16 protein-coding genes are annotated in these 17,508 nt (G+C 57.7%); 7 read left to right on the forward strand and 9 right to left on the reverse strand.

The window, feature by feature from the left end; all coding sequences use genetic code 11:
• Positions 1–28 precede the first annotated feature (28 nt).
• Positions 29–1,339 carry an argininosuccinate lyase gene (gene argH / locus EU556_RS01915; protein ID WP_135430463.1) on the forward strand — a complete coding sequence of 437 codons (1,311 nt, stop codon included), beginning with the start codon at positions 29–31 and terminating at the stop codon, positions 1,337–1,339.
• Here the strand turns inward: argH and EU556_RS01920 are convergent.
• The 5 genes from EU556_RS01920 to EU556_RS01940 form a co-directional block, all read right to left on the reverse strand.
• The gene (locus tag EU556_RS01920) at positions 1,334–1,621 is read right to left on the reverse strand and encodes a contact-dependent growth inhibition system immunity protein (protein ID WP_135430465.1); all 288 of its coding nucleotides are present in this window, start codon (positions 1,619–1,621) and stop codon (positions 1,334–1,336) included. The two genes, argH and EU556_RS01920, sit on opposite strands and share 6 nt — an antisense overlap.
• Before the next feature lie 9 nt (positions 1,622–1,630).
• Positions 1,631–1,918, reverse strand: a complete 288-nt coding sequence (locus tag EU556_RS01925) for a hypothetical protein (protein WP_135430467.1) — start codon at positions 1,916–1,918, stop codon at positions 1,631–1,633.
• Between the two features lie 223 nt (positions 1,919–2,141).
• Positions 2,142–3,698 (reverse strand): hydroxymethylglutaryl-CoA reductase, encoded by a 1,557-nt coding sequence (locus tag EU556_RS01930; RefSeq protein WP_135430469.1) that lies wholly within the window; start codon positions 3,696–3,698, stop codon positions 2,142–2,144.
• A gap of 82 nt (positions 3,699–3,780) precedes the next feature.
• Positions 3,781–4,437 (reverse strand): energy transducer TonB, encoded by a 657-nt coding sequence (locus EU556_RS01935; RefSeq protein WP_135430471.1) that lies wholly within the window; start codon positions 4,435–4,437, stop codon positions 3,781–3,783.
• A gap of 109 nt (positions 4,438–4,546) precedes the next feature.
• Entirely contained in the window at positions 4,547–5,317 is a 771-nt protein-coding gene (locus EU556_RS01940) for a WG repeat-containing protein (protein WP_135430473.1), read from the reverse strand.
• Positions 5,318–5,545: 228 nt separating this feature from the next.
• Here EU556_RS01940 and EU556_RS01945 point away from each other — a divergent pair, with 228 nt between their 5' ends.
• Positions 5,546–6,364: a phytanoyl-CoA dioxygenase family protein gene (locus EU556_RS01945; protein WP_135430475.1), complete on the forward strand. Its 819-nt coding sequence runs from the start codon at positions 5,546–5,548 to the stop codon at positions 6,362–6,364.
• Positions 6,365–6,455: 91 nt separating this feature from the next.
• Positions 6,456–7,241: an SDR family NAD(P)-dependent oxidoreductase gene (locus EU556_RS01950; RefSeq protein ID WP_135430477.1), complete on the forward strand. Its 786-nt coding sequence runs from the start codon at positions 6,456–6,458 to the stop codon at positions 7,239–7,241.
• A gap of 106 nt (positions 7,242–7,347) precedes the next feature.
• Here the strand turns inward: EU556_RS01950 and EU556_RS01955 are convergent, their stop codons facing one another.
• Positions 7,348–8,001: a phosphatase PAP2-related protein gene (locus EU556_RS01955; protein ID WP_135430479.1), complete on the reverse strand. Its 654-nt coding sequence runs from the start codon at positions 7,999–8,001 to the stop codon at positions 7,348–7,350.
• A gap of 189 nt (positions 8,002–8,190) precedes the next feature.
• Between EU556_RS01955 and EU556_RS01960 the strand changes: the two genes are divergently transcribed.
• The 3 genes from EU556_RS01960 (at position 8,191) to EU556_RS01970 (ending at position 11,923) form a co-directional block, all read left to right on the forward strand.
• Positions 8,191–9,501: an amidohydrolase gene (locus EU556_RS01960; RefSeq protein ID WP_135430491.1), complete on the forward strand. Its 1,311-nt coding sequence runs from the start codon at positions 8,191–8,193 to the stop codon at positions 9,499–9,501.
• Positions 9,502–9,575: 74 nt separating this feature from the next.
• Positions 9,576–10,889: an amidohydrolase gene (locus EU556_RS01965; RefSeq protein ID WP_135430493.1), complete on the forward strand. Its 1,314-nt coding sequence runs from the start codon at positions 9,576–9,578 to the stop codon at positions 10,887–10,889.
• Between the two features lie 164 nt (positions 10,890–11,053).
• Positions 11,054–11,923: an ATP-grasp domain-containing protein gene (locus EU556_RS01970; protein ID WP_135430494.1), complete on the forward strand. Its 870-nt coding sequence runs from the start codon at positions 11,054–11,056 to the stop codon at positions 11,921–11,923.
• Positions 11,924–12,154: 231 nt separating this feature from the next.
• On the opposite strand, the gene EU556_RS01975 is transcribed toward EU556_RS01970, so the two are convergent.
• Positions 12,155–12,946 carry an SDR family oxidoreductase gene (locus EU556_RS01975; protein ID WP_135430497.1) on the reverse strand — a complete coding sequence of 264 codons (792 nt, stop codon included), beginning with the start codon at positions 12,944–12,946 and terminating at the stop codon, positions 12,155–12,157.
• A gap of 304 nt (positions 12,947–13,250) precedes the next feature.
• Between EU556_RS01975 and EU556_RS01980 the strand changes: the two genes are divergently transcribed.
• The gene (locus tag EU556_RS01980) at positions 13,251–15,731 is read left to right on the forward strand and encodes a M4 family metallopeptidase (protein ID WP_167855412.1); all 2,481 of its coding nucleotides are present in this window, start codon (positions 13,251–13,253) and stop codon (positions 15,729–15,731) included.
• Between the two features lie 97 nt (positions 15,732–15,828).
• Here EU556_RS01980 and EU556_RS01985 read toward each other — a convergent pair whose 3' ends face one another.
• Complete coding sequence (locus tag EU556_RS01985) at positions 15,829–16,587, reverse strand: hypothetical protein (protein ID WP_135430501.1); 759 nt, start codon at positions 16,585–16,587, stop codon at positions 15,829–15,831.
• A gap of 77 nt (positions 16,588–16,664) precedes the next feature.
• Positions 16,665–17,399 carry a tetratricopeptide repeat protein gene (locus tag EU556_RS01990; protein WP_135430503.1) on the reverse strand — a complete coding sequence of 245 codons (735 nt, stop codon included), beginning with the start codon at positions 17,397–17,399 and terminating at the stop codon, positions 16,665–16,667.
• Positions 17,400–17,508 lie beyond the last annotated feature (109 nt).

Consider the following 17,508-nt stretch of genomic DNA (forward strand, 5'->3'; position numbering starts at 1 on the left):
TATGCGTAGCTTCTGCACAACCTGAAATATGAAAATCTGGGATAAGGGCATTGCCGTCGATAAGAAGATAGAACAGTTCACCGTAGGCCGCGACCGGGAGCTGGATATGTACCTCGCGCAGTTCGACGTGCAGGCCTCCAAAGCCCAGGCCAACATGCTTTCAAAAGCCGGGCTGCTCTCAGAAGAAGAAAACCAGCAACTGCAACAGGGCCTCACGGAACTCGCCGCGCATATCGAGGAGGGTACTTTCACTATTGAGGAGGAGTTCGAGGATGTGCATTCCAAGATTGAGTACTATCTCACGGACAAATTCGGAGACGCGGGTAAGAAAATCCACACCGCTCGCTCCCGCAACGATCAGGTGCTTACGGCTATTCAGCTGTTTCTGAAGGATTACACGGAGCGCGCCGCGGCCAAAACGCTGGAGCTAGTGCAAGTGCTGCTGCAGAAGGCTGAGGTGCACAAAGAAGACCTGATGCCCGGCTACACCCACTTCCAGGCCGCCATGCCTAGCTCTTTCGGGCTGTGGTTTTCGGCTTATGCTGAGCACCTGTTGCTGGACTTGGCCCTGTTTGAAGCTGCGCACACCGTAGCTGACCAAAACCCGCTGGGTTCCGGCGCCGGCTTCGGTAGCTCGTTCCCCATCGACCGGCTCCAGACCACTCAGGAAATGGGATTCAGTAACCTGGCCGTGAGCAGCGTGGGCGCCCAGATGCTGCGCGGTAAAACCGAGAAAACGGTGGCGTTTGCCCTGGCCGGCATGGCGGCTACCCTTGCCAAGATGGCCTATGATCTGGTGCTGTACAATGGCCAGGATATGGCCTTCGTGGAGTTGCCCAAGGAGTTTACCACCGGCTCCAGCATCATGCCCCACAAGAAAAACCCCGATGTGTTTGAGCTAATTCGGGCGCGCTGCAACGCTCTGCAGGCCCTGCCCAACACGCTCATGCTGGCCACCAGTAACCTGCCCAGCGGCTACCACCGCGACTTCCAGATCCTGAAGGAGCTGCTCTTCGAGCCCATGACCCAGTTTCTCGACATCCTCGACATTGTGCTCTTCGCCCTGCCCCAGTTGCGCATCAAGCCCAACCTGCTGAACCAGGAGAAGTACGACGCCGTATTCACCGTCGAAAATATCAACCAGCTCATCCAAAGCGGCACGCCTTTCCGCACCGCCTACAAGCAAGTAGGCCTAGCCGTGGAAGATGGCAGCTACGTGCCGCACAAGGAATTCCAAACTACCCATTTGGGCAGCGTGCACAACCTAGGCCTAGATGTGATTCAGGCGAAGGTGGCCCGCTTACGAGAAACAAGTAGCCTAGTGAAAACCGCTTTATAGGCGGTTCTCACTAGCCAAAATCCTTCTGATACCTCTCAGCCAGTCAACTATATCGTCGGGATGTTCGAAATATCTGTTGGCATCCTCTGCGGCAGTCTGCCATGATGGTGGGTCTGATACCAGAGCTTCTAGTTCTTTGATTACCTCAGAAACACTTTCTGGTCTTGCTTCAGCTTTGTAATTAATTGTAACCTCCTCGTCGCTTAGATCGAAAAGGTCCGCATCAGGGAAATAGCCTCCTAAAAATTGGTATAGCTGCGGATATTTTTCCTTGTATTGCATAGCTACTTCCTACTTCTTTAGCGGGCCGGCTATTCTCATCGTCAGCCGAACGTCAGCTGGTTTACCGTTTTGGTGACCGGGGGTGAAGGGTTTGATGTCGCTAAAAGCGGTAGCTAAAGCCGGATCAACGGATGCTTCCGACTCTGCAGGCTGTGGGCCCAAGGCAGGCAGGCGGGCCTTGCCGGTCTGGTCGATGATGAAGGTGACGTAGGCCTCGCGGCCTTTGGCTGAGCCGCGTACGTGGCTGCTGATAAATGTCTGAAGGCCTTCTTTCCCCCCATCTGAGTAAACGGGCATTTGCTCAACATAGGTGTAAAGACTGCGCCCTTCAAACTGCGGCTTCATTTGCTGACTCGGTGGAACCGCGTTTGGCATGGGAGCCGGCGCAGGAGCGGTCTGCGCGGTAGCCGTCGAGCTTACAAGGAATAGGCCTAGACCTAAGATTGCGGAGAATGACCAATATGATTGAGTTAGCATAACTATTTGATATGTAGCAAGGAATACTGTTTAGGTTGATTTGCTATCGGTTGCGGCCGTACTGTTCGTGGGAGCTTACCCAGTCACTGCTGCTGATGGCGGAACCCAAGCTCAACTCACCAGCAAGTACCACGCCAGCTACGATTTCGGCAAACTTGTTCACGGTGCCGCGGCCCACGCAGCCCAACATGCGCAGGCACTCGTTTTGGGTGGCTAGGCCAGTGCCACCGCCATGAGTAGCCACGATGAGCGAGGGAATGGTGATGCTCAGGTACAGGTCGCCTTCCTTCGTGACTTCGGAGTACAGCACCCCCGCCGATGATTCCGACACGTTGGCTACGTCTTGGCCGGTGGCAATGAACAGGGCCGTGATGCCGTTGGCAGAGTGGGCCCCGTTGTTGTTAGCTCCGGAGAGGAAGGCGCCCACGTTGCTGACCTGGCCGTGGTAGGCCAGTTGCTCGGGCGTGACGCGCATGCGTTGTTGCAGAATGTCGCGCTTGATAACGCACTCCGCCACCACGCGCTTGCCGCGGGTTCGCATCACGTTGATTTGCGAAGCCTTCTTATCGGTAGCGAAATTCGATTCAAGGTAGAAGTGGCGGATGGGGGCACCCTTGTAGTGCTCCAGAATCCAGGAGCAGGCGGCGAAGGTTGCCCGGCCTACCATGTTCTGGCCGGCGGCGTCGCCGGTAGAGAAGTTGAAACGCAGGTAGGCGAACTTGTTGGCCAGGTAGGTGTCGATGTACTGGAGCTTGGCCACGCGGGAGGTGCTTTCGGCCTCGGGGCGGATGCGCTCAATTTCCTCTGCTACCCAGCGGCCAAAGTCGCGGGCTCCACGGGCATCATCAAACACAAATACCGGGGCGCGCTGCATGGCATCGCCAATGACAGTGCACTTCACGCCGCCGCAGAGGTTGAGCACCTGGATGCCGCGGTTGTAACTAGCTACCAGGGTGCCCTCGGTGGTGGCCATCGGGATGAGGAAGTCGCCCTGGGCGTGCTCCCCATTCACGCGCAACGGGCCGGCTAGGCCTACCGGAATCTGGGCCACGCCCGTAAAATGCTCGCAGTTACCCTGCAGCATGTGGGCATCGAAGGAGTAGTGCTTTAAGTGCTGAAACTCCTGGCCCGAAAACTCCTCCGCGAAGCGCTGACGGGCCTGCACGGCTTCTTCGGAGTAATCATCTTGCTCGGAGCGAGGGATGCGGGTTCGGTTTTCGGGCCGCAGGGCAATGGCATCTTCTACTTCCACCGTTAGCTCCCCAAACGGATCGGCGGCAAATTGCACCTGCACCGTGTGCATACCTTCCTTCAACTGTTCCGTAGCCAGGTGAAAGGTAGCCGACTGGCCTACGGGCAGGTTCACGCCGTTGCCATCAGAGTTCAGCGCCACAGCGGGCCGCACGTTGCCCTCACCCATATCTAGCGCAATCTGCTCAGCCGGAATGTGCACCCCATCAATCTGCACGTGGTCGATGCGCGTCACGCGGACCGTATCCAGTCGGTTTTTGATGCTGAAGGCTACCCCTTCAGGCGTGTTGTGTAGGCTGCCGCGAGTGTAGAGCAACTTGAGCAGCATGGGGCTAGGCGTGAAGAGCATAGGGCGGGAGAGTTAGGTTGGAAGTGCAGGAAAGTAGGAAGGTTTTAGTTCAGTACGAAAGCTGTATAAAACTGCCGACGGTTTATCGAAGTGTAAACGTAATTGGCAAAGTGTACCGGACATCTACAGGACGGTTTTGCTGCTGACCAGGTGTCCAGTTGCCCATTTGGCGCACTACCCGAATAGCTTCCTTATCAAGCAGTGGCTCTAATCCTTTAACTACTTCAACATTCGCTACCTGCCCGGTTTTCGTGACAATGAAGCTTATAAAGATCTTTCCGGATGCCTTAGCACCACTAGGGTAATGAAGGGTTTGCTTAATGTACTTCTGTAGGGCTTCCTGACTGCCATCCTTGTACTTGGGCATCTGCTCTACTACCATTCCCAGCCAGTTATCCGGTACCTGCTGCGCTTTCGCCGCTACTTTCCGCACCTGCGCCAGCGCCTCCTGCCCCGACAGGCCTAGGCCACATACTAGCACCAGCGCCACCAGAAACCGCCGTAGCTTTTGGCGCAGCAGTGGCCTAGGCGCCAACTGCTCCGGCCTAAACCGCCCGCAGACCCGGCCATCGGGCGAGTTTTGGAAAGCGGCGGCTAAATCGGCTTGGCTGGAGGTAGTAAAATTGATGACCACCCGGTCGCACTGGGCGCAATGGTGGCCTAGCGCCACGGGCGTCATCTGCTGCCAGTCTTCTTGGCAAGTGTTTAGCTTCACATTCAGGATAGGTAGCGGGAGCATAGCAGTAGCGGATAGGTCCTGGAAAATACAGGTTTATCCGCTAACACGGTTACCTCACCCCCGTCCCCTCTCCCTGAGGAGAGGGGACGGGGGTGAGGTGAACGGGGAGCTACTCGAAGAACTCCTGGCCGTTGGCGTCGATGTAACCGGGCTGGCCGCTGGCGGTGATGACGCGGGCAATGTCGCCCAGAAACGGATCGGCTTGGCGGTAGCGGAGTTCGGTGAGGGTGTTGCCTTCCTCATCAAGGTAGCCCCAGAGGCCTTCGCGCTGCACGGCCGGAAACACCAAGTTGCCTTCCGTCCGGATGGCGTCGTAGGTTAGGGGTTGCACCAGTTTGCCCTTGCTGTTGATGACGCCCCACTTCGCACCCTGGCGCACGAACAGCAAGCCGTTGTAATTCTCCCGAATCTCATCGTATTCGGCGGGTACGCTGGCTGTGCCCACCGTGAAGCGGAAGCCTACCTTCCCATTCTTGCGCACAAGGTCGCCATGCTCTAGGGGCTCCACCTCAGGCTCAGGCGGGGCGGGCTCGGTCAGGCGGCGGCCACTGAGGTCGATGTCGAAGGTTTCGCCGTTGAGCTCCACGGTAGCATGGCCGTGCCGGAACGTGCTGGCGCGGGTGTACTGAATGGGCGTGATAGGGTTGCCGCCGCCATCAATGTAGCCGTAGAGCGCGCCCTGGCGCACCCAGGCTATTTCCGCCACGAAGGGGCCGGCCTCATCGTAGCGGATGGGCAGCACCAAGCGGCGCGTGTGGTCGGCGTAGCCCCAGCGCTTACCCTGCCGGAACGGCACCAGCCGTGAAGGAGCTGTTTGCGCCGCGGCCTGTTCCTGTGCCGCCAGCATTCCCAGTAAGAATAAGAGCGTAGCACGATTCATTAGGAAGGGCAACGGGAGAGTACTGGGTATAGCAGCGAAGATACAGGTCCGGTACAAACCTTCTGCTTACTTCTTGGTTGGTTCACCCGTTCTTCACCGACTGGCAGTAATATTAGCGCCGGGAGTTTGTCAGCTTTCGACGGAAATGCTGGATTTTACCCCTAGGCCACAGTTGGTGTTGTATCTTTGCCTCCTCTCAACAGGCGTTTGTTTGGCCGCCTTTGCTATATGTCTTCTTCACTACCGAACTATCCTCGTTTCACACTCGGCGACAGCTTAACGTCGGAGCAACTGGATTTTTTTCGCGAATACGGCTTTTTACACTTCCGCGCTTTTATCTCCCCCGAAACGGTTCAGAGCTTGTTGCAAGCTTCTGAAGATGTGCAGCAGCGCTGGCTGGCCGACGGGGTGCAGAAAGTAAATGGCGTGCCCATCAAGTACGGTAAAGACGTGGATGGCTCGCCTATTGTGCAGCGGTTTGCGTTTGCCTCGCACCACAGCCCTGTGCTGCACGAGTTTCTGCAAGACCCACGCTTCCGAGCACTGTTTCCGCTGCTGGAAGCTCCGCACGGCCGGGTAGGTGAAAACGAGAAGGATGGTCTCGTTATCAACCACTACGTGAACGTGGCGGGCAGTGAGTTCTCGCAGATGGGCTGGCATACCGATTCTTTGCGCGACGTGTTTTACGGCAAGAAAATTGGCCCCATGCTCAACGTGGGGGTGCACCTAGATGGTACGCCGGCTACTAATGGGGGCCTGCGCGTGATTCCGGGCACGCACCGCCAGGGCCTGCGCGACATCCTCTTCCGCAAGAAGTACTACAAAGACGTAGGCCCCGACTCCAACGAAATAGCCGTAGAAACCGAGTCAGGTGACCTAACCGTGCACGATGGCCGCATGTGGCACCGCGTAGCTCAGTCACCGCTAGTGGGCGAGGCCTCGCGCCGCCGGGTGATGTATGTGCCCATTATCTCGGGTAAATACGAGCCCAAGCACGAGAATAGTCCTACGCCTTTTTACCTACGGTTCCTCCATTTGGTTAAATAGTGAACTTGTGAAGGGCTGAAGTTGCTGTAATTACTAATAGGCAGTAGTGCCGCTTCGCCTTTCTCAACCTCACAACTTCGCAATTTCACTCTTGAAAACTGCCCTAATTACTGGTGCTTCTCGCGGAATTGGTCGGGCCTTAGCGGCCGAGCTGGCTCACTGTGGCTACCATCTGCTGCTGGCCGCTCGCTCCGCCGATCAACTGGAGCAGGTAGCCGCCGAGCTGCGCCAGCGTCATGGCATTGAGGTTCACGTATATGCTGCCGACTTGGCTACGCCCGGCGCCGCCGCGGCGCTAGCCGCTTGGGCTCAGGCGCAAACCTCGGAGCTGGCGGTGCTAGTTAATAATGCTGGCTATGGCTTGTGGGGGCGCTTTGAGGAGTTGTCGTTGGAAGAGCAACAGAACATGCTGCAACTCAACATGCTGCTCCCCATGGAACTAACTCACGCCCTGTTGCCCCAGCTACGCCAGCAGCCGAAGGCCTACATTCTGAATGTGGCCAGCACGGCGGCCTACCAAGCCGTACCCACGCTCACACTCTACGCCGCCAGCAAGGCTTTTTTGCTGAGCTTTTCCCGCGGCTTGCGTTACGAGCTGCGCGACACCAGCGTATCGGTAACCTGCCTCAGCCCCGGTTCTACCACCACCGATTTCGCCGACCGGGCGGGCATGAACGCTCAGCTCCAGGAAACTGCCAACAAGGTATCCATGACGCCCCAGCAAGTAGCGCAGGCGGCGGTAGCGGCCCTGTTGAGTGGGGTGGCAGAAATTATTCCGGGCACCCTCAACAAGGTGTCGGCCAAGCTCACCAGCTTCGTGCCCAAATCTCTGACCGAGCGCATTGCAGCGGGCATCTACGAGAAGCATCTGAAGTAAATAGAGTCTACTCTCAAAAATGCCACGGGCCGCTGCGGTATGCAGTGGCCCGTGGCATTTTTGAGAGTAGACTCTATCTGTCATGATGAAAGCCGGAGAAGGTGGCCTACGTTTGTAAATGAGCAGCTGGCCTGGCAGGCCGAGAAATTTGGCCAGCTAGCCAGTAGGCCAATAAGGTGAGTGGTACGGCAGCTAGCACATCATACGTGTAATGAGCGTGCTGTACCAGCACTAAGCAGCCGATAAGGAGAGTAGCCACAGCCAGCGCCCCCCGCCGCCAGCCCGGTGGTACGGCTAAGGTAAGTAGCAGCAGTGTGGCCGTGTGGCCCGAGAAGAATAAGTCTTTGGTAATGGGCTCAGGCGCGGCGTAGAAAAAACGCTCTACCAATGGGTCGCGCAGTATTAGGAGGCCCGTGGGGGGCTCTAGTGGCAGCAGAAATAGGGTGCAGCACCGCAGCAGGTGCAGCAGCCAGTACGCCCACAAAGTCCGCAGCAGCCGCAGTGGCCTAGGCACCAGCGTAACCACGCCTAGGCCTATTCCGAGATAAATCACCACAAAGGCGGGGACCGATACATTGTGGGCCGGTAGCCAAGCCAGGAGTGGATCGGGGAGGAGCCGGCCGGGCCGGGCCTGTACAAAGGCAAAAAAGCGGGGCAGCAAGGCCGCCAGCGTAAGTAACAGGCCTAGCACTGCAACCAGCCGCCCGCGAAAGGCGGACTTAGCCCAGGCTTCGCGCCACGTAAAAGAAGGTGAGTTCATCAGAAAAACGGCGCCCCGATAACCCACAAGCCAAAGCGGGCCGGGCGCGGCTGCAAGTTGGCAAAGCGGCCATTAAATCAGGTGGCACTGGCCTAGGTGTTTTTTTAGCTGAAGCATTCCATTGAAGCGGGTTTGCGGCGTACCTTTTCGGCTACCTGTGTCCCGCATTGCTTAGCTTACCGTCCTCTGATGAAGTTTCTTTCCGCCGCTCCTGTGGTAGCAGCTCTGCTGACTGCCGCCCCTGCTCTGGGTCAAAATACTGCTCTTAACGCCCGCATTGCCCAACTCGCCGCGCAGGAAGAAAGCAAAGTCATTGCGTGGCGGCGCGATTTTCATCAGCATCCCGAGCTCGGCAACGAGGAGAAACGCACGGCGGGCATTGTGGCCGCTCACTTGAAAAAGCTAGGCCTAGAAGTGCAGACTGGTGTGGGTCGTACGGGCGTGGTAGGCATCCTGCGGGGCGGTAAGCCCGGCCCCGTGGTAGCATTGCGCGCCGATATGGATGCCCTACCCGTCACGGAAGCCTCTGGGGTGCCCTTTGCTTCCACCGTCAAGACCACCTACTTGGGCCAGCCGGTGGGCGTAATGCACGCCTGTGGCCACGATGCTCACACCGCCATGCTCATGGGAGCCGCTGAGGTGCTGAGCCAGGTAAAGAACGATCTGCCCGGCACCGTGAAGTTCATCTTCCAGCCCGCTGAGGAAGGCTCCTTGCCTGGCGTGGAGGGCGGCGCCAAGCTGATGATCAAGGAAGGCGTGCTTGAAAACCCGAAAGTGCAAGCCGTGTTCGGCCTGCACATCAATGCCCAAACCGAGGTGGGCCAGCTCGCCTACCGGCCCGGTGGTGAAATGGCCAGCTCCGACCGGTTTACCATCAAGGTACTCGGCAAAGGTGCCCATGGGGCTCGGCCCTGGAGCAGCGTCGACCCCGTAGTTACGGCTGCGCAAATCATTGTAGGCCTGCAAACTATCGTTAGCCGCCAAGTAAACCTCACCGACGATGCCGCCGTGGTAACGGTGGGCACTCTGAAGGCGGGTGTGCGCTACAACGTCATTCCGGCCGATGTAGAGCTGAGTGGCACCATTCGCGCCTTCAACCCCGCCACGCAGGAGCAGATCTGGGCTGCCATTCGCCGCACGGCCACTAATATTGCCGAAAGTGCCGGTGCTACCGCCGAGGTCAATATTGAGTCGTACGTGCCCGTCACCTTCAACCACTTGGCTCTCACGGCGCGCATGGTGCCAACCCTGCAAGCCGTAGCCGGCGGCCCCGCCAACGTGAAGGAAGTGAAGCCCAACACCTGGGCCGAGGACTTCTCGCTGTATCAGGAAAAAGTGCCGGGCCTGTTCGTGTTTGTGGGCGGCATGCCTAAGGGCCAGGACCCCGCCACCGCCGCCGACCACCATACGGCCGGCTTCAAACTAGATGAGAGCGGCTTCACGCTGGGCGTTAAAACCCTGGCTACTCTAGCCACCGATTACCTGGAAATGAACAAATAATGCGCTAGGCCAGTGGTTACCTGCCGCACGTTGCCCCTCCTTACTTTGTCTTCCTCCTTGTGTCTTCTTTGCTTATGAGAATAACGCATTACGCCCTCCTAGCCCTCGTAGTAGGGGGCAGCATAACCCGCGCCACTGCCCAGAATAAAACGCTGAACGACCGGATTGCCAAGCTCTCGGCTCAGCAAGAAACGCAGGTAGTGGCCTGGCGCCGCGACATTCACGAGCACCCGGAGTTGGGCAACCAGGAAACCCGCACGGCGGCGCTGGTAGCCGAGCAACTCAAAAAGCTAGGCCTAGAGGTACAAACTGGTGTGGCACGCACGGGTGTGGTAGCATTGCTGCGCGGCGGCAAGCCCGGTCCCGTAGTAGCCCTGCGCGCCGACATGGACGCCCTGCCCGTGACGGAAAGCGTGAATATTCCCTTCGCCTCTAAAGCGCGCACCACCTACAACGGGCAGGAAGTGGGCGTGATGCACGCCTGCGGCCACGACACCCACGTAGCCATGTTGCTAGGTGCGGCCGAGGTATTGAGCCAAGTGAAAAAGGACCTGCCGGGCACCGTGAAGTTTATCTTCCAGCCCGCCGAGGAAGGCTCCTTGCCCGGCGTAGAAGGTGGCGCCAAGCTGATGGTGAAGGAAGGAGCCCTCGAAAACCCCAAGGTCGATGCCATCTTCGGCGTTCATATCAACGCGCAAACTGAGGTGGGCACCCTTAAATACCGGCCTGGTGGGGAAATGGCTTCTTCAGACGTGTTCAGCATCAAGGTGAAAGGCAAGTCGGCGCATGGCGCATATCCGTGGCTGGCCGTGGACCCAGTCGTAACCGCCGCCCAAATTATTATGGGCCTGCAAACTATCGTGAGTCGGCAGACGGAGCTAACCCAGGATGCGGCGGTGCTGACAGTGGGCATGGTGCACGGTGGGGTGCGCAACAACATCATTCCGGAGCAAGTGGAGCTGACGGGTACCATCCGGACCCTGGACAAAGACATGCAGCAGAAGATATGGGCTGCCATCCGCCGCACAGCTACCAATATTGCGGAAAGCGCCGGCGCCACGGCTGAGGTGGAAATTACCAACTACGCCCCTGTCACCTTCAACGACTTGCGCCTAACGGAGCAAATGGCACCCAGCTTGCGCCGCACGGCCGGCCCCGACAAAGTAGTGGTGCAGAAAGCCGTGACCGGTGCCGAGGACTTCGCTTTCTTTCAGGAGAAGGTACCCGGCTTGTTCGTGTTTGTGGGTGGCATGCCCAAGGGCAAGAACCCCGCTGAAACGGCCCCGCACCATACTGCTGGCTTCTTCATTGATGAGAGTGGCCTCACCCTAGGCGTGAAAACCCTGGCCACCCTCGCCGCCGACTATTTAACTGCTGGTAAAAAGTAAGTAGCTCAGCTTCTGTGCTATCGATGCCGAGAAGCAACCGCTAGGTAAGCGTTACGTCTGATAGCGCATTGTTAGGCCGCCTGCCCGTGCTTTCCGTCCTGTTCCCCACCCCCAATTGCGCCGCTCTGCATCTGCGCAAGCCAATAAATCTGCTTAAGTCCGTAATGAATATTGCCCTTGTTACCTGTGAGAGTCTCGCCCAATACGCTGCCCCCAACGTGGAAGACGAGGACAGCTTACTTACCCGGTACCTGCGCGAGCAGGGCCACATCGTAGAGCCACGCGTCTGGACCAATCCGTCTGTTGAATGGCAGCGTTACGACGTGGTGGTGGTGAAGTCGCCTTGGGACTACTTCGACCGGGTGGAAGAGTTTTACCAGTGGCTTGACCGCATGGAAGCGCTAGGTGTGCGCATGCTTAACCCGGTGGCTACCGTGCGCTGGAATGCCAATAAGCGTTATCTCCTGGAAATGCAGGAAGCGGGCGTGAGCATTGTGCCCACGCACTGGTTGAACCGCGGTAGCGAAGTCAATATCGACGAGCTGTTCTCTATTCTCGGCAGCGACGAGCTAGTAGTAAAGCCAGCCGTTAGCGGCGGCGCCAAAAACACGTTCACGCTCACCAGGCAAGAGTCGGCGGTGCGGCAGCCCCAGTTGGCTCAACTGCTGCAGCACGAAGATTTCCTGGTGCAGCCCTTCCAACCCGAAATTCAGCAGGAAGGCGAATGGTCGCTCATCTACCTGGGCGGCGAGTATAGCCACTGCGTGCTGAAAACCCCAAAATCTGGCGACTTCCGGGTGCAGCATTACCTAGGCGGCGGCATTGAGCCCCGCGAGGCCCCCTCCCACTTACGCCAAGCCGCCGACGCCATTGTGGCCCGCTACGCCGCCGACTGTCTTTACGCCCGCGTAGATGGGGTAGATGCCAACGGTGAGCTGCTGCTGATGGAGTTGGAGCTCATTGAGCCCTTCCTCTACCTAGCTTCTGCCGAAGGCTCCCTGGCCCGCTACGAGGCAGGCCTAGCGGTGAAGTAGAGAGTTTGTGAATTTGTGAGGTGGCCTAGCGTCATAGTGAAAGGTCCTTCGCAATGACGCTAGGCCACTTCTAGTGACCCAATTCAATAGCCCTTACGTCTATACAGGACGTAAGGGCTTTTCTTGTTTTCAATGCCTCTGACTGCGCTAAACAAGAAGCAACTGCGCTGTCCTGCGGGTGCGTTGTGCATCCTTATAATACGCTAGGCCACTCAAACACTCAGTTACTGCTTAGAAACCATTCACTGAGAATCCACCATCTACGCTGATGGTTTGGCCTGTGATGTAAGCTGCAGCGGGTAGGCAGAGGAAGGCTACGGCAGCGGCTACCTCCTCTGGCTCACCCACTCGGCCCAATGGGGTGCGGTCTACTACCTGTTTCAGGTAGGCCTCATTCTGCAGCACTGCGCTGGCCAGCGGAGTTTTGATGTACCATGGAGCCACGCAGTTCACCCGAATACCCGCCGAGGCCCACTCGGCCGCCAAGTTGCGCGTGAGTTGCACCAAGGCTGCCTTGGTCATGCCATAGATAGAGCCCGTGCGGACGTGCACCAGTCCCGCCACCGACGAGATATTCACGATGCTGCTATGGCCTGCCGCCTGTAACAACGGGTGAGCCGCCCGGCTTAACTCCCAAGCTGAGTCGAGGTTAGTGGCCAGCAAATGGCGGTACTCCTCCGAAGTGTATTCTGTAGTAGGCTTGCGGATGTTGGTACCCACGTTGTTGACCAGAATGTGTAACTGTGGCCAGCGGCCGGCCACTTCCTGCACCAGCGCCTGCCGGTCGGTGGGTTGACTGAGGTCGGCGGCAAAGGCGTGCGCATCAAAGCCTTTCTGCTGCCATTCCGCCACCTGAACATTGAGTGGATCAGCTTGGCGAGCCACGGCAAGTACGGTAGCGCCAAGCGCCAGCAACTCAGCGGCTACGGCGGCCCCAATGCCTTTGGAGGCGCCAGTAACTACAGCAACTTGCCCTTGCAGAGACCAGCGCGATGAAAATGAGGGAGAGGTAACGCGTTCCATGGGCGTGGCTTCTTAGAAATGTATAGGAGTATGGTAGGGGCATGGCCATAGCTGTACGGCTACCCGAGGGGTACGGCAAAGTAAGTGGCTCCAACCCAGAAGTATTGCATTTTGCCATACCGGTTAGGATAATGAGTATTAATTGACATATTTTTATTTATACGGCTATTTTTTAGGTGGTATTTATAAAATATTGATGTTTATATTAAAAAATAATTAATTTGGAGGCCTTTTATTTCTGTTTCGCTTTATGCCGGCAGGAATAGGAGCCTATCCTTCCCCTCTTTTCCACAACCTCCTTTTTATGGTAAACAAATACCCTGCGGCAGCATTGCTGTTGCTCGGCGGCCTGGCTGTTTCTAGTGCACACGCCCAGGATCAATCCCGCGTACAGAGCAAAGAGCTCAACGACAACGGCACCCCCTTCTTAGTAGAGTTTAAAGCGCAAACGGGGGCCTACAAGCTTAGCCAGGCCGACCAAGTGCTAAAAGAGCACCTGCAGCTCACTTCTGAAGACCAGATGCTGCGCGCCAAAACCGACATTGATGAGTTGGGCTTCGTGCATGAGAAGTACAATCAGTACTACAAAGGCATTAAGGTAGAGCAAGCCTCGTACACGGTGCACGCCCGCCAGAACGATGTAGCCAGCATCAGTGGCCAATTTGAGCGGATTAAGGGCCTCAATGTTACTCCTTCGCTGAATGCCCAAGCTGCACTGCAGCGGGCTATGGCCTTTGTGGGTGCGCAGAAGTACATGTGGCAGGACGCCCGCGAGGAAGCCGGCCTGAAGATCCTCGAGAACAACGAAAACGCCACTTACCTGCCCAAAGGCGAACTGGTGATTGTGCGCAACTCCCGCACCGCCGACGAGTCGCTGGCGGGCAAGCCTACCTTGGCCTGGAAGTTCAACATCTATGCGCAGCAGCCTGTAAGCCGCGCCTATATTTATGTTGATGCACATTCCGGTGAGGTGGTGCTGCAAGACAACATTATCAAGCATGCAGCGGCTACGGCCACGTTTGCCACTGCCTACAGCGGTACACGGTCCTTAGCCAACAGTACTACCACGGGTGGCTACTACCTGCGGGAGGCTACCCGCGGCCTAGGCATCGAAACTTACAACGCTAAGAAAGGCAGCAGCTATACCGCCGCTACCGACTTCGTTGATACCGACAACAACTGGACGGCCACTGAGTACAACAACGCCAACTTCGACAACGTGGCTGGTGATGCGCACTTTGGGGCCCAGGCTACCTACGACTATTGGAAAGCCACCCACAACCGCAACTCCTTTGACAATGCGGGCGCCAAAATCAAGAGCTACGTGCACTTCGACGACACGCCCGGCGACGGCGTCGGCTTTGAAAATGCGTATTGGAACGGTTCGGTAATGACTTACGGCGACGGTGCCACTACTTTCAAGCCCCTGGCGGCTCTGGATGTGTGCGGCCACGAAATAGGCCACGCCGTGTGCGAAAAAACCGCTAATCTGGCCTACCAGAACGAGTCGGGCGCCATGAACGAAGGCTTCTCCGATATCTGGGGTGCTTGCGTAGAGGCCTACACCGTGGGGATTTATGGCCTAACCGGCAAATCTACTTGGCTTATCGGCGAGGAAATCAAGAAGAGCGGAGGTGCACTGCGCTCCATGAGCAGCCCCAACACTTATGGCCAACCCGATACCTATAAGGGTACCTACTGGAAAGCCACTACTACCTCGCCAACCTCCTCCAATGACTACGGTGGAGTGCACACCAACTCGGGCGTGCTGAATTTCTGGTTCTACTTGCTGACCCAGGGTGGCTCGGGCACCAACGACATCGGCAGCGCATACTCGGTAACGGGCATCGGACTAGATGCCGCCGCTAAAATTGCCTACCGCACTGAAAGCGTGTACCTCACCGCTTCCTCTACGTTTGCCAACGCCCGCACCGCGGCCATTTCGGCTGCTACTGACCTGTACGGTGCCGGCTCAACACAAGTAACTGCCGTGACTAACGCTTGGTATGCAGTAGGTGTGGGCGCTGCCGCTGGCAGCACTACTCCGCCACCTACCACAGTGGCCTACTGCACCTCCAAAGGCACCAGTGTGGCCTACGAGTGGATCGACTACGTGAAGCTGGGCACTATGGCCCGTACTTCGGGTGCTGATGGTGGCTACTACAACGGCACGGCCTCGTCTACTTCGGTAGCAGCGGGTTCTTCTCAGACCATCAGCTTCTCGGCTGGCTTCGCCTCTACGGCCTACACTGAGTACTGGAAAGTGTACATCGACTACAACCAAGATGGCGACTTTACCGACTCTGGCGAATTAGTGGTATCAGGTTCTTCTTCTAGCAGCGGCACGCTCACCAGCACCTTCACGGTACCCACCACGGCCAAGAGCGGCGCTACCCGGATGCGTGTAATTGTGAGTGATGCATCGGCTACAACTAGCTGCGGTAGCTACAGCTACGGCGAAACCGAGGACTATACCCTCAACATCAGCGGTGGCACGTTGGCCCCGGAGGGCCTGCCTTCGCTGGCGGGCGGCACTACACTTGGCGCCGAAGTGGCTAAGCAACTGGAAGTGTACCCCAACCCGGCTGCTGACGTGCTCAACATTGCCCTGCCCAACGGCGCCGAAGTGAAGTCGGTAACCATCACGGATCTGCGCGGCGCTAAAGCTGCTGGTGCCCGTTTCGAGAATGGCCAGCTCAATGTTTCTACGCTAGCCAAGGGTCTGTACCTGCTCACCGTGAGCGACGGACAGAAAACATTCCGTCAGCGCTTCATGAAGCAATAAACACAGCGTTTTCACCCAGCAAAAAGGGCCCACTTTACGGTGGGCCCTTTTTTTGTGTGGTTAGCTGTGGCGGCGGAGGCAGCGTGCTGCTACTGACCTAGCGGCGCCAAGGAGCGTATTCAAACTTGATTTCGGCCAGCCCGTAGCCGTCGTTGCGGTTTTTGTCGGAAATGGCCCGGCCCGAGATGGGGCTTACATCGTCGAGTTGGTCGGTAGCGGTGAAGTAGTAGGTGCCTTCAATGGAGGCGTTGAGCTGACGAGTGAGTCGGAGCGTAACGCCCACGCCTACCGGCGCAACCACCGTCAGGGCCGGGTAATCAAGGCGCTCGGGGCCCAGGAAGGTTGTGCCGTTAGACGGGCGCTCGGTACCCAGGTACGCATCGGGGTTGTAAAGCAGGAAGCCGCCGCCAGCTTTCAGGTAGGGCTTTACCAGGGCGGCGGGGCTGCGAGGATCGGCGTAGGCGGCTTCGTCGTGGAAGGGCTCCCAGCGCAGAAATACCACTCCCGAGCCGTTCCGCCCCCTGAAAGCTAGGTTGCGCTCCGGAATATGATCTTTGGCTCCTATCTGAAAGTACGTGGCCTCGCCACCCACCAGCCAGTGCGGCCGAAACTTATACAACAGACCTGCGCTAACACTAGGCCCCACAAACTGGTCGCCGAGGCTGCCGGTTATGTCGCCATTGTAAAAGCCGGCGCCTAGGCCTAGCGTAAGGCGCACCGGGCCACGGTAGTAAGGGCGGGCATTGCCATCGTAGTGCCGACGGCGGCGCTCGGGGCCGCCATTCTGCGCGGCTGCCTGCTCAATGGTGACTACAGACAGCAGCAATAGGGTGGGAAGCAGAGGTCGAAGGTTCACGCGGAGGGAGGTTGGTGAGAGGCTACGGCATACGCTACCACGGCGCCGACTGTTGTATAACGCGGCTCTTCCCCGATTTATTTGAACTGGCCGGCCGGGTCAGGGAGCTTCGCAATAAGGTCGGAGATAAGGTCAAAGTCGAGGCTGCCTACGCTCAATTGCTGGCCCTTATGAACGGCTTCCCAGGCCTGTGGGTACTTCTCCTGGTAGAAATACACCCGCGCTATCTGCTGCCAGGCATCGGCGGGGGCGGTGGGCAGCGCCACCGACTGCTCTAGGTATGTAGCGGCGGTGGTCAGGTCTTTTTTCTTTTTTGACTGCTCATACACAATCAGGTAGCAGGCGCCCAGGTCGTTGAGCAGGTTGGCATTCTTAGGGTCGAAAGCCAAGCCTTGTCTGAGCAACCCAATGGCTACCTCCGGCGTGGCTTTTTGGCTGGCAATGATGCCTAGGCCCCGGTAGGCATCGGGGTTTCTCTGATCGAGAAGCCAGGCCAGATTGAAGCGGTACTGGGCCGTGTCGGCTTGGTTCTCGCTCAGGTATTCGTAGCCCTTGGTGGAAAAGAAGCGGCTGGCCTCCTCGCGCGACGCAAAGCTGCGGGAGATGTCGGCCAGAAAAGCAGGCCCCACGGCTTGCTCTGCCTGGGCCGGTGTGAGTCCACCAAATAGCGGCTGCAAACGGTTAGCTGAGGTAATAGCTACTGCCGTTTCGCCTTTGGTCTTGACTTTGGTTTTGCGTTGGGCCAGCGCGGGAGTGGCTTCCCAGGTAAGCAGAGCCGCTGCCAGTAGCAGCGTTGCGGATACTGATTTCATAAAAAGTAGAGCCAGAGAAAGAGTGGCGTAAGAACCAAAGATAAGCTGATGCGCGTAACCCTGGCTGAGTTAGCGCGTTGGGGGCAGTTCGGCAATCCGAGCGGGTGGC

Origin of the sequence: Hymenobacter fodinae (assembly GCF_004745825.1) — a bacterium.
In the GTDB taxonomy this organism is placed as follows: domain Bacteria; phylum Bacteroidota; class Bacteroidia; order Cytophagales; family Hymenobacteraceae; genus Hymenobacter; species Hymenobacter fodinae.

Coding starts and splice junctions, on each gene's coding strand:
- argH (WP_135430463.1), top strand. CDS start 29: ATGAAAATCTGGGATAAGGGCATTGCCGTCGATAAGAAGATAGAACAG.
- EU556_RS01920 (WP_135430465.1), bottom strand. CDS start 1,621: ATGCAATACAAGGAAAAATATCCGCAGCTATACCAATTTTTAGGAGGC.
- EU556_RS01925 (WP_135430467.1), bottom strand. CDS start 1,918: ATGCCCGTTTACTCAGATGGGGGGAAAGAAGGCCTTCAGACATTTATC.
- EU556_RS01930 (WP_135430469.1), bottom strand. CDS start 3,698: ATGCTCTTCACGCCTAGCCCCATGCTGCTCAAGTTGCTCTACACTCGC.
- EU556_RS01935 (WP_135430471.1), bottom strand. CDS start 4,437: ATGCTCCCGCTACCTATCCTGAATGTGAAGCTAAACACTTGCCAAGAA.
- EU556_RS01940 (WP_135430473.1), bottom strand. CDS start 5,317: ATGAATCGTGCTACGCTCTTATTCTTACTGGGAATGCTGGCGGCACAG.
- EU556_RS01945 (WP_135430475.1), top strand. CDS start 5,546: ATGTCTTCTTCACTACCGAACTATCCTCGTTTCACACTCGGCGACAGC.
- EU556_RS01955 (WP_135430479.1), bottom strand. CDS start 8,001: ATGAACTCACCTTCTTTTACGTGGCGCGAAGCCTGGGCTAAGTCCGCC.
- EU556_RS01960 (WP_135430491.1), top strand. CDS start 8,191: ATGAAGTTTCTTTCCGCCGCTCCTGTGGTAGCAGCTCTGCTGACTGCC.
- EU556_RS01965 (WP_135430493.1), top strand. CDS start 9,576: ATGAGAATAACGCATTACGCCCTCCTAGCCCTCGTAGTAGGGGGCAGC.
- EU556_RS01970 (WP_135430494.1), top strand. CDS start 11,054: ATGAATATTGCCCTTGTTACCTGTGAGAGTCTCGCCCAATACGCTGCC.
- EU556_RS01975 (WP_135430497.1), bottom strand. CDS start 12,946: ATGGAACGCGTTACCTCTCCCTCATTTTCATCGCGCTGGTCTCTGCAA.
- EU556_RS01980 (WP_167855412.1), top strand. CDS start 13,251: ATGGTAAACAAATACCCTGCGGCAGCATTGCTGTTGCTCGGCGGCCTG.
- EU556_RS01990 (WP_135430503.1), bottom strand. CDS start 17,399: ATGAAATCAGTATCCGCAACGCTGCTACTGGCAGCGGCTCTGCTTACC.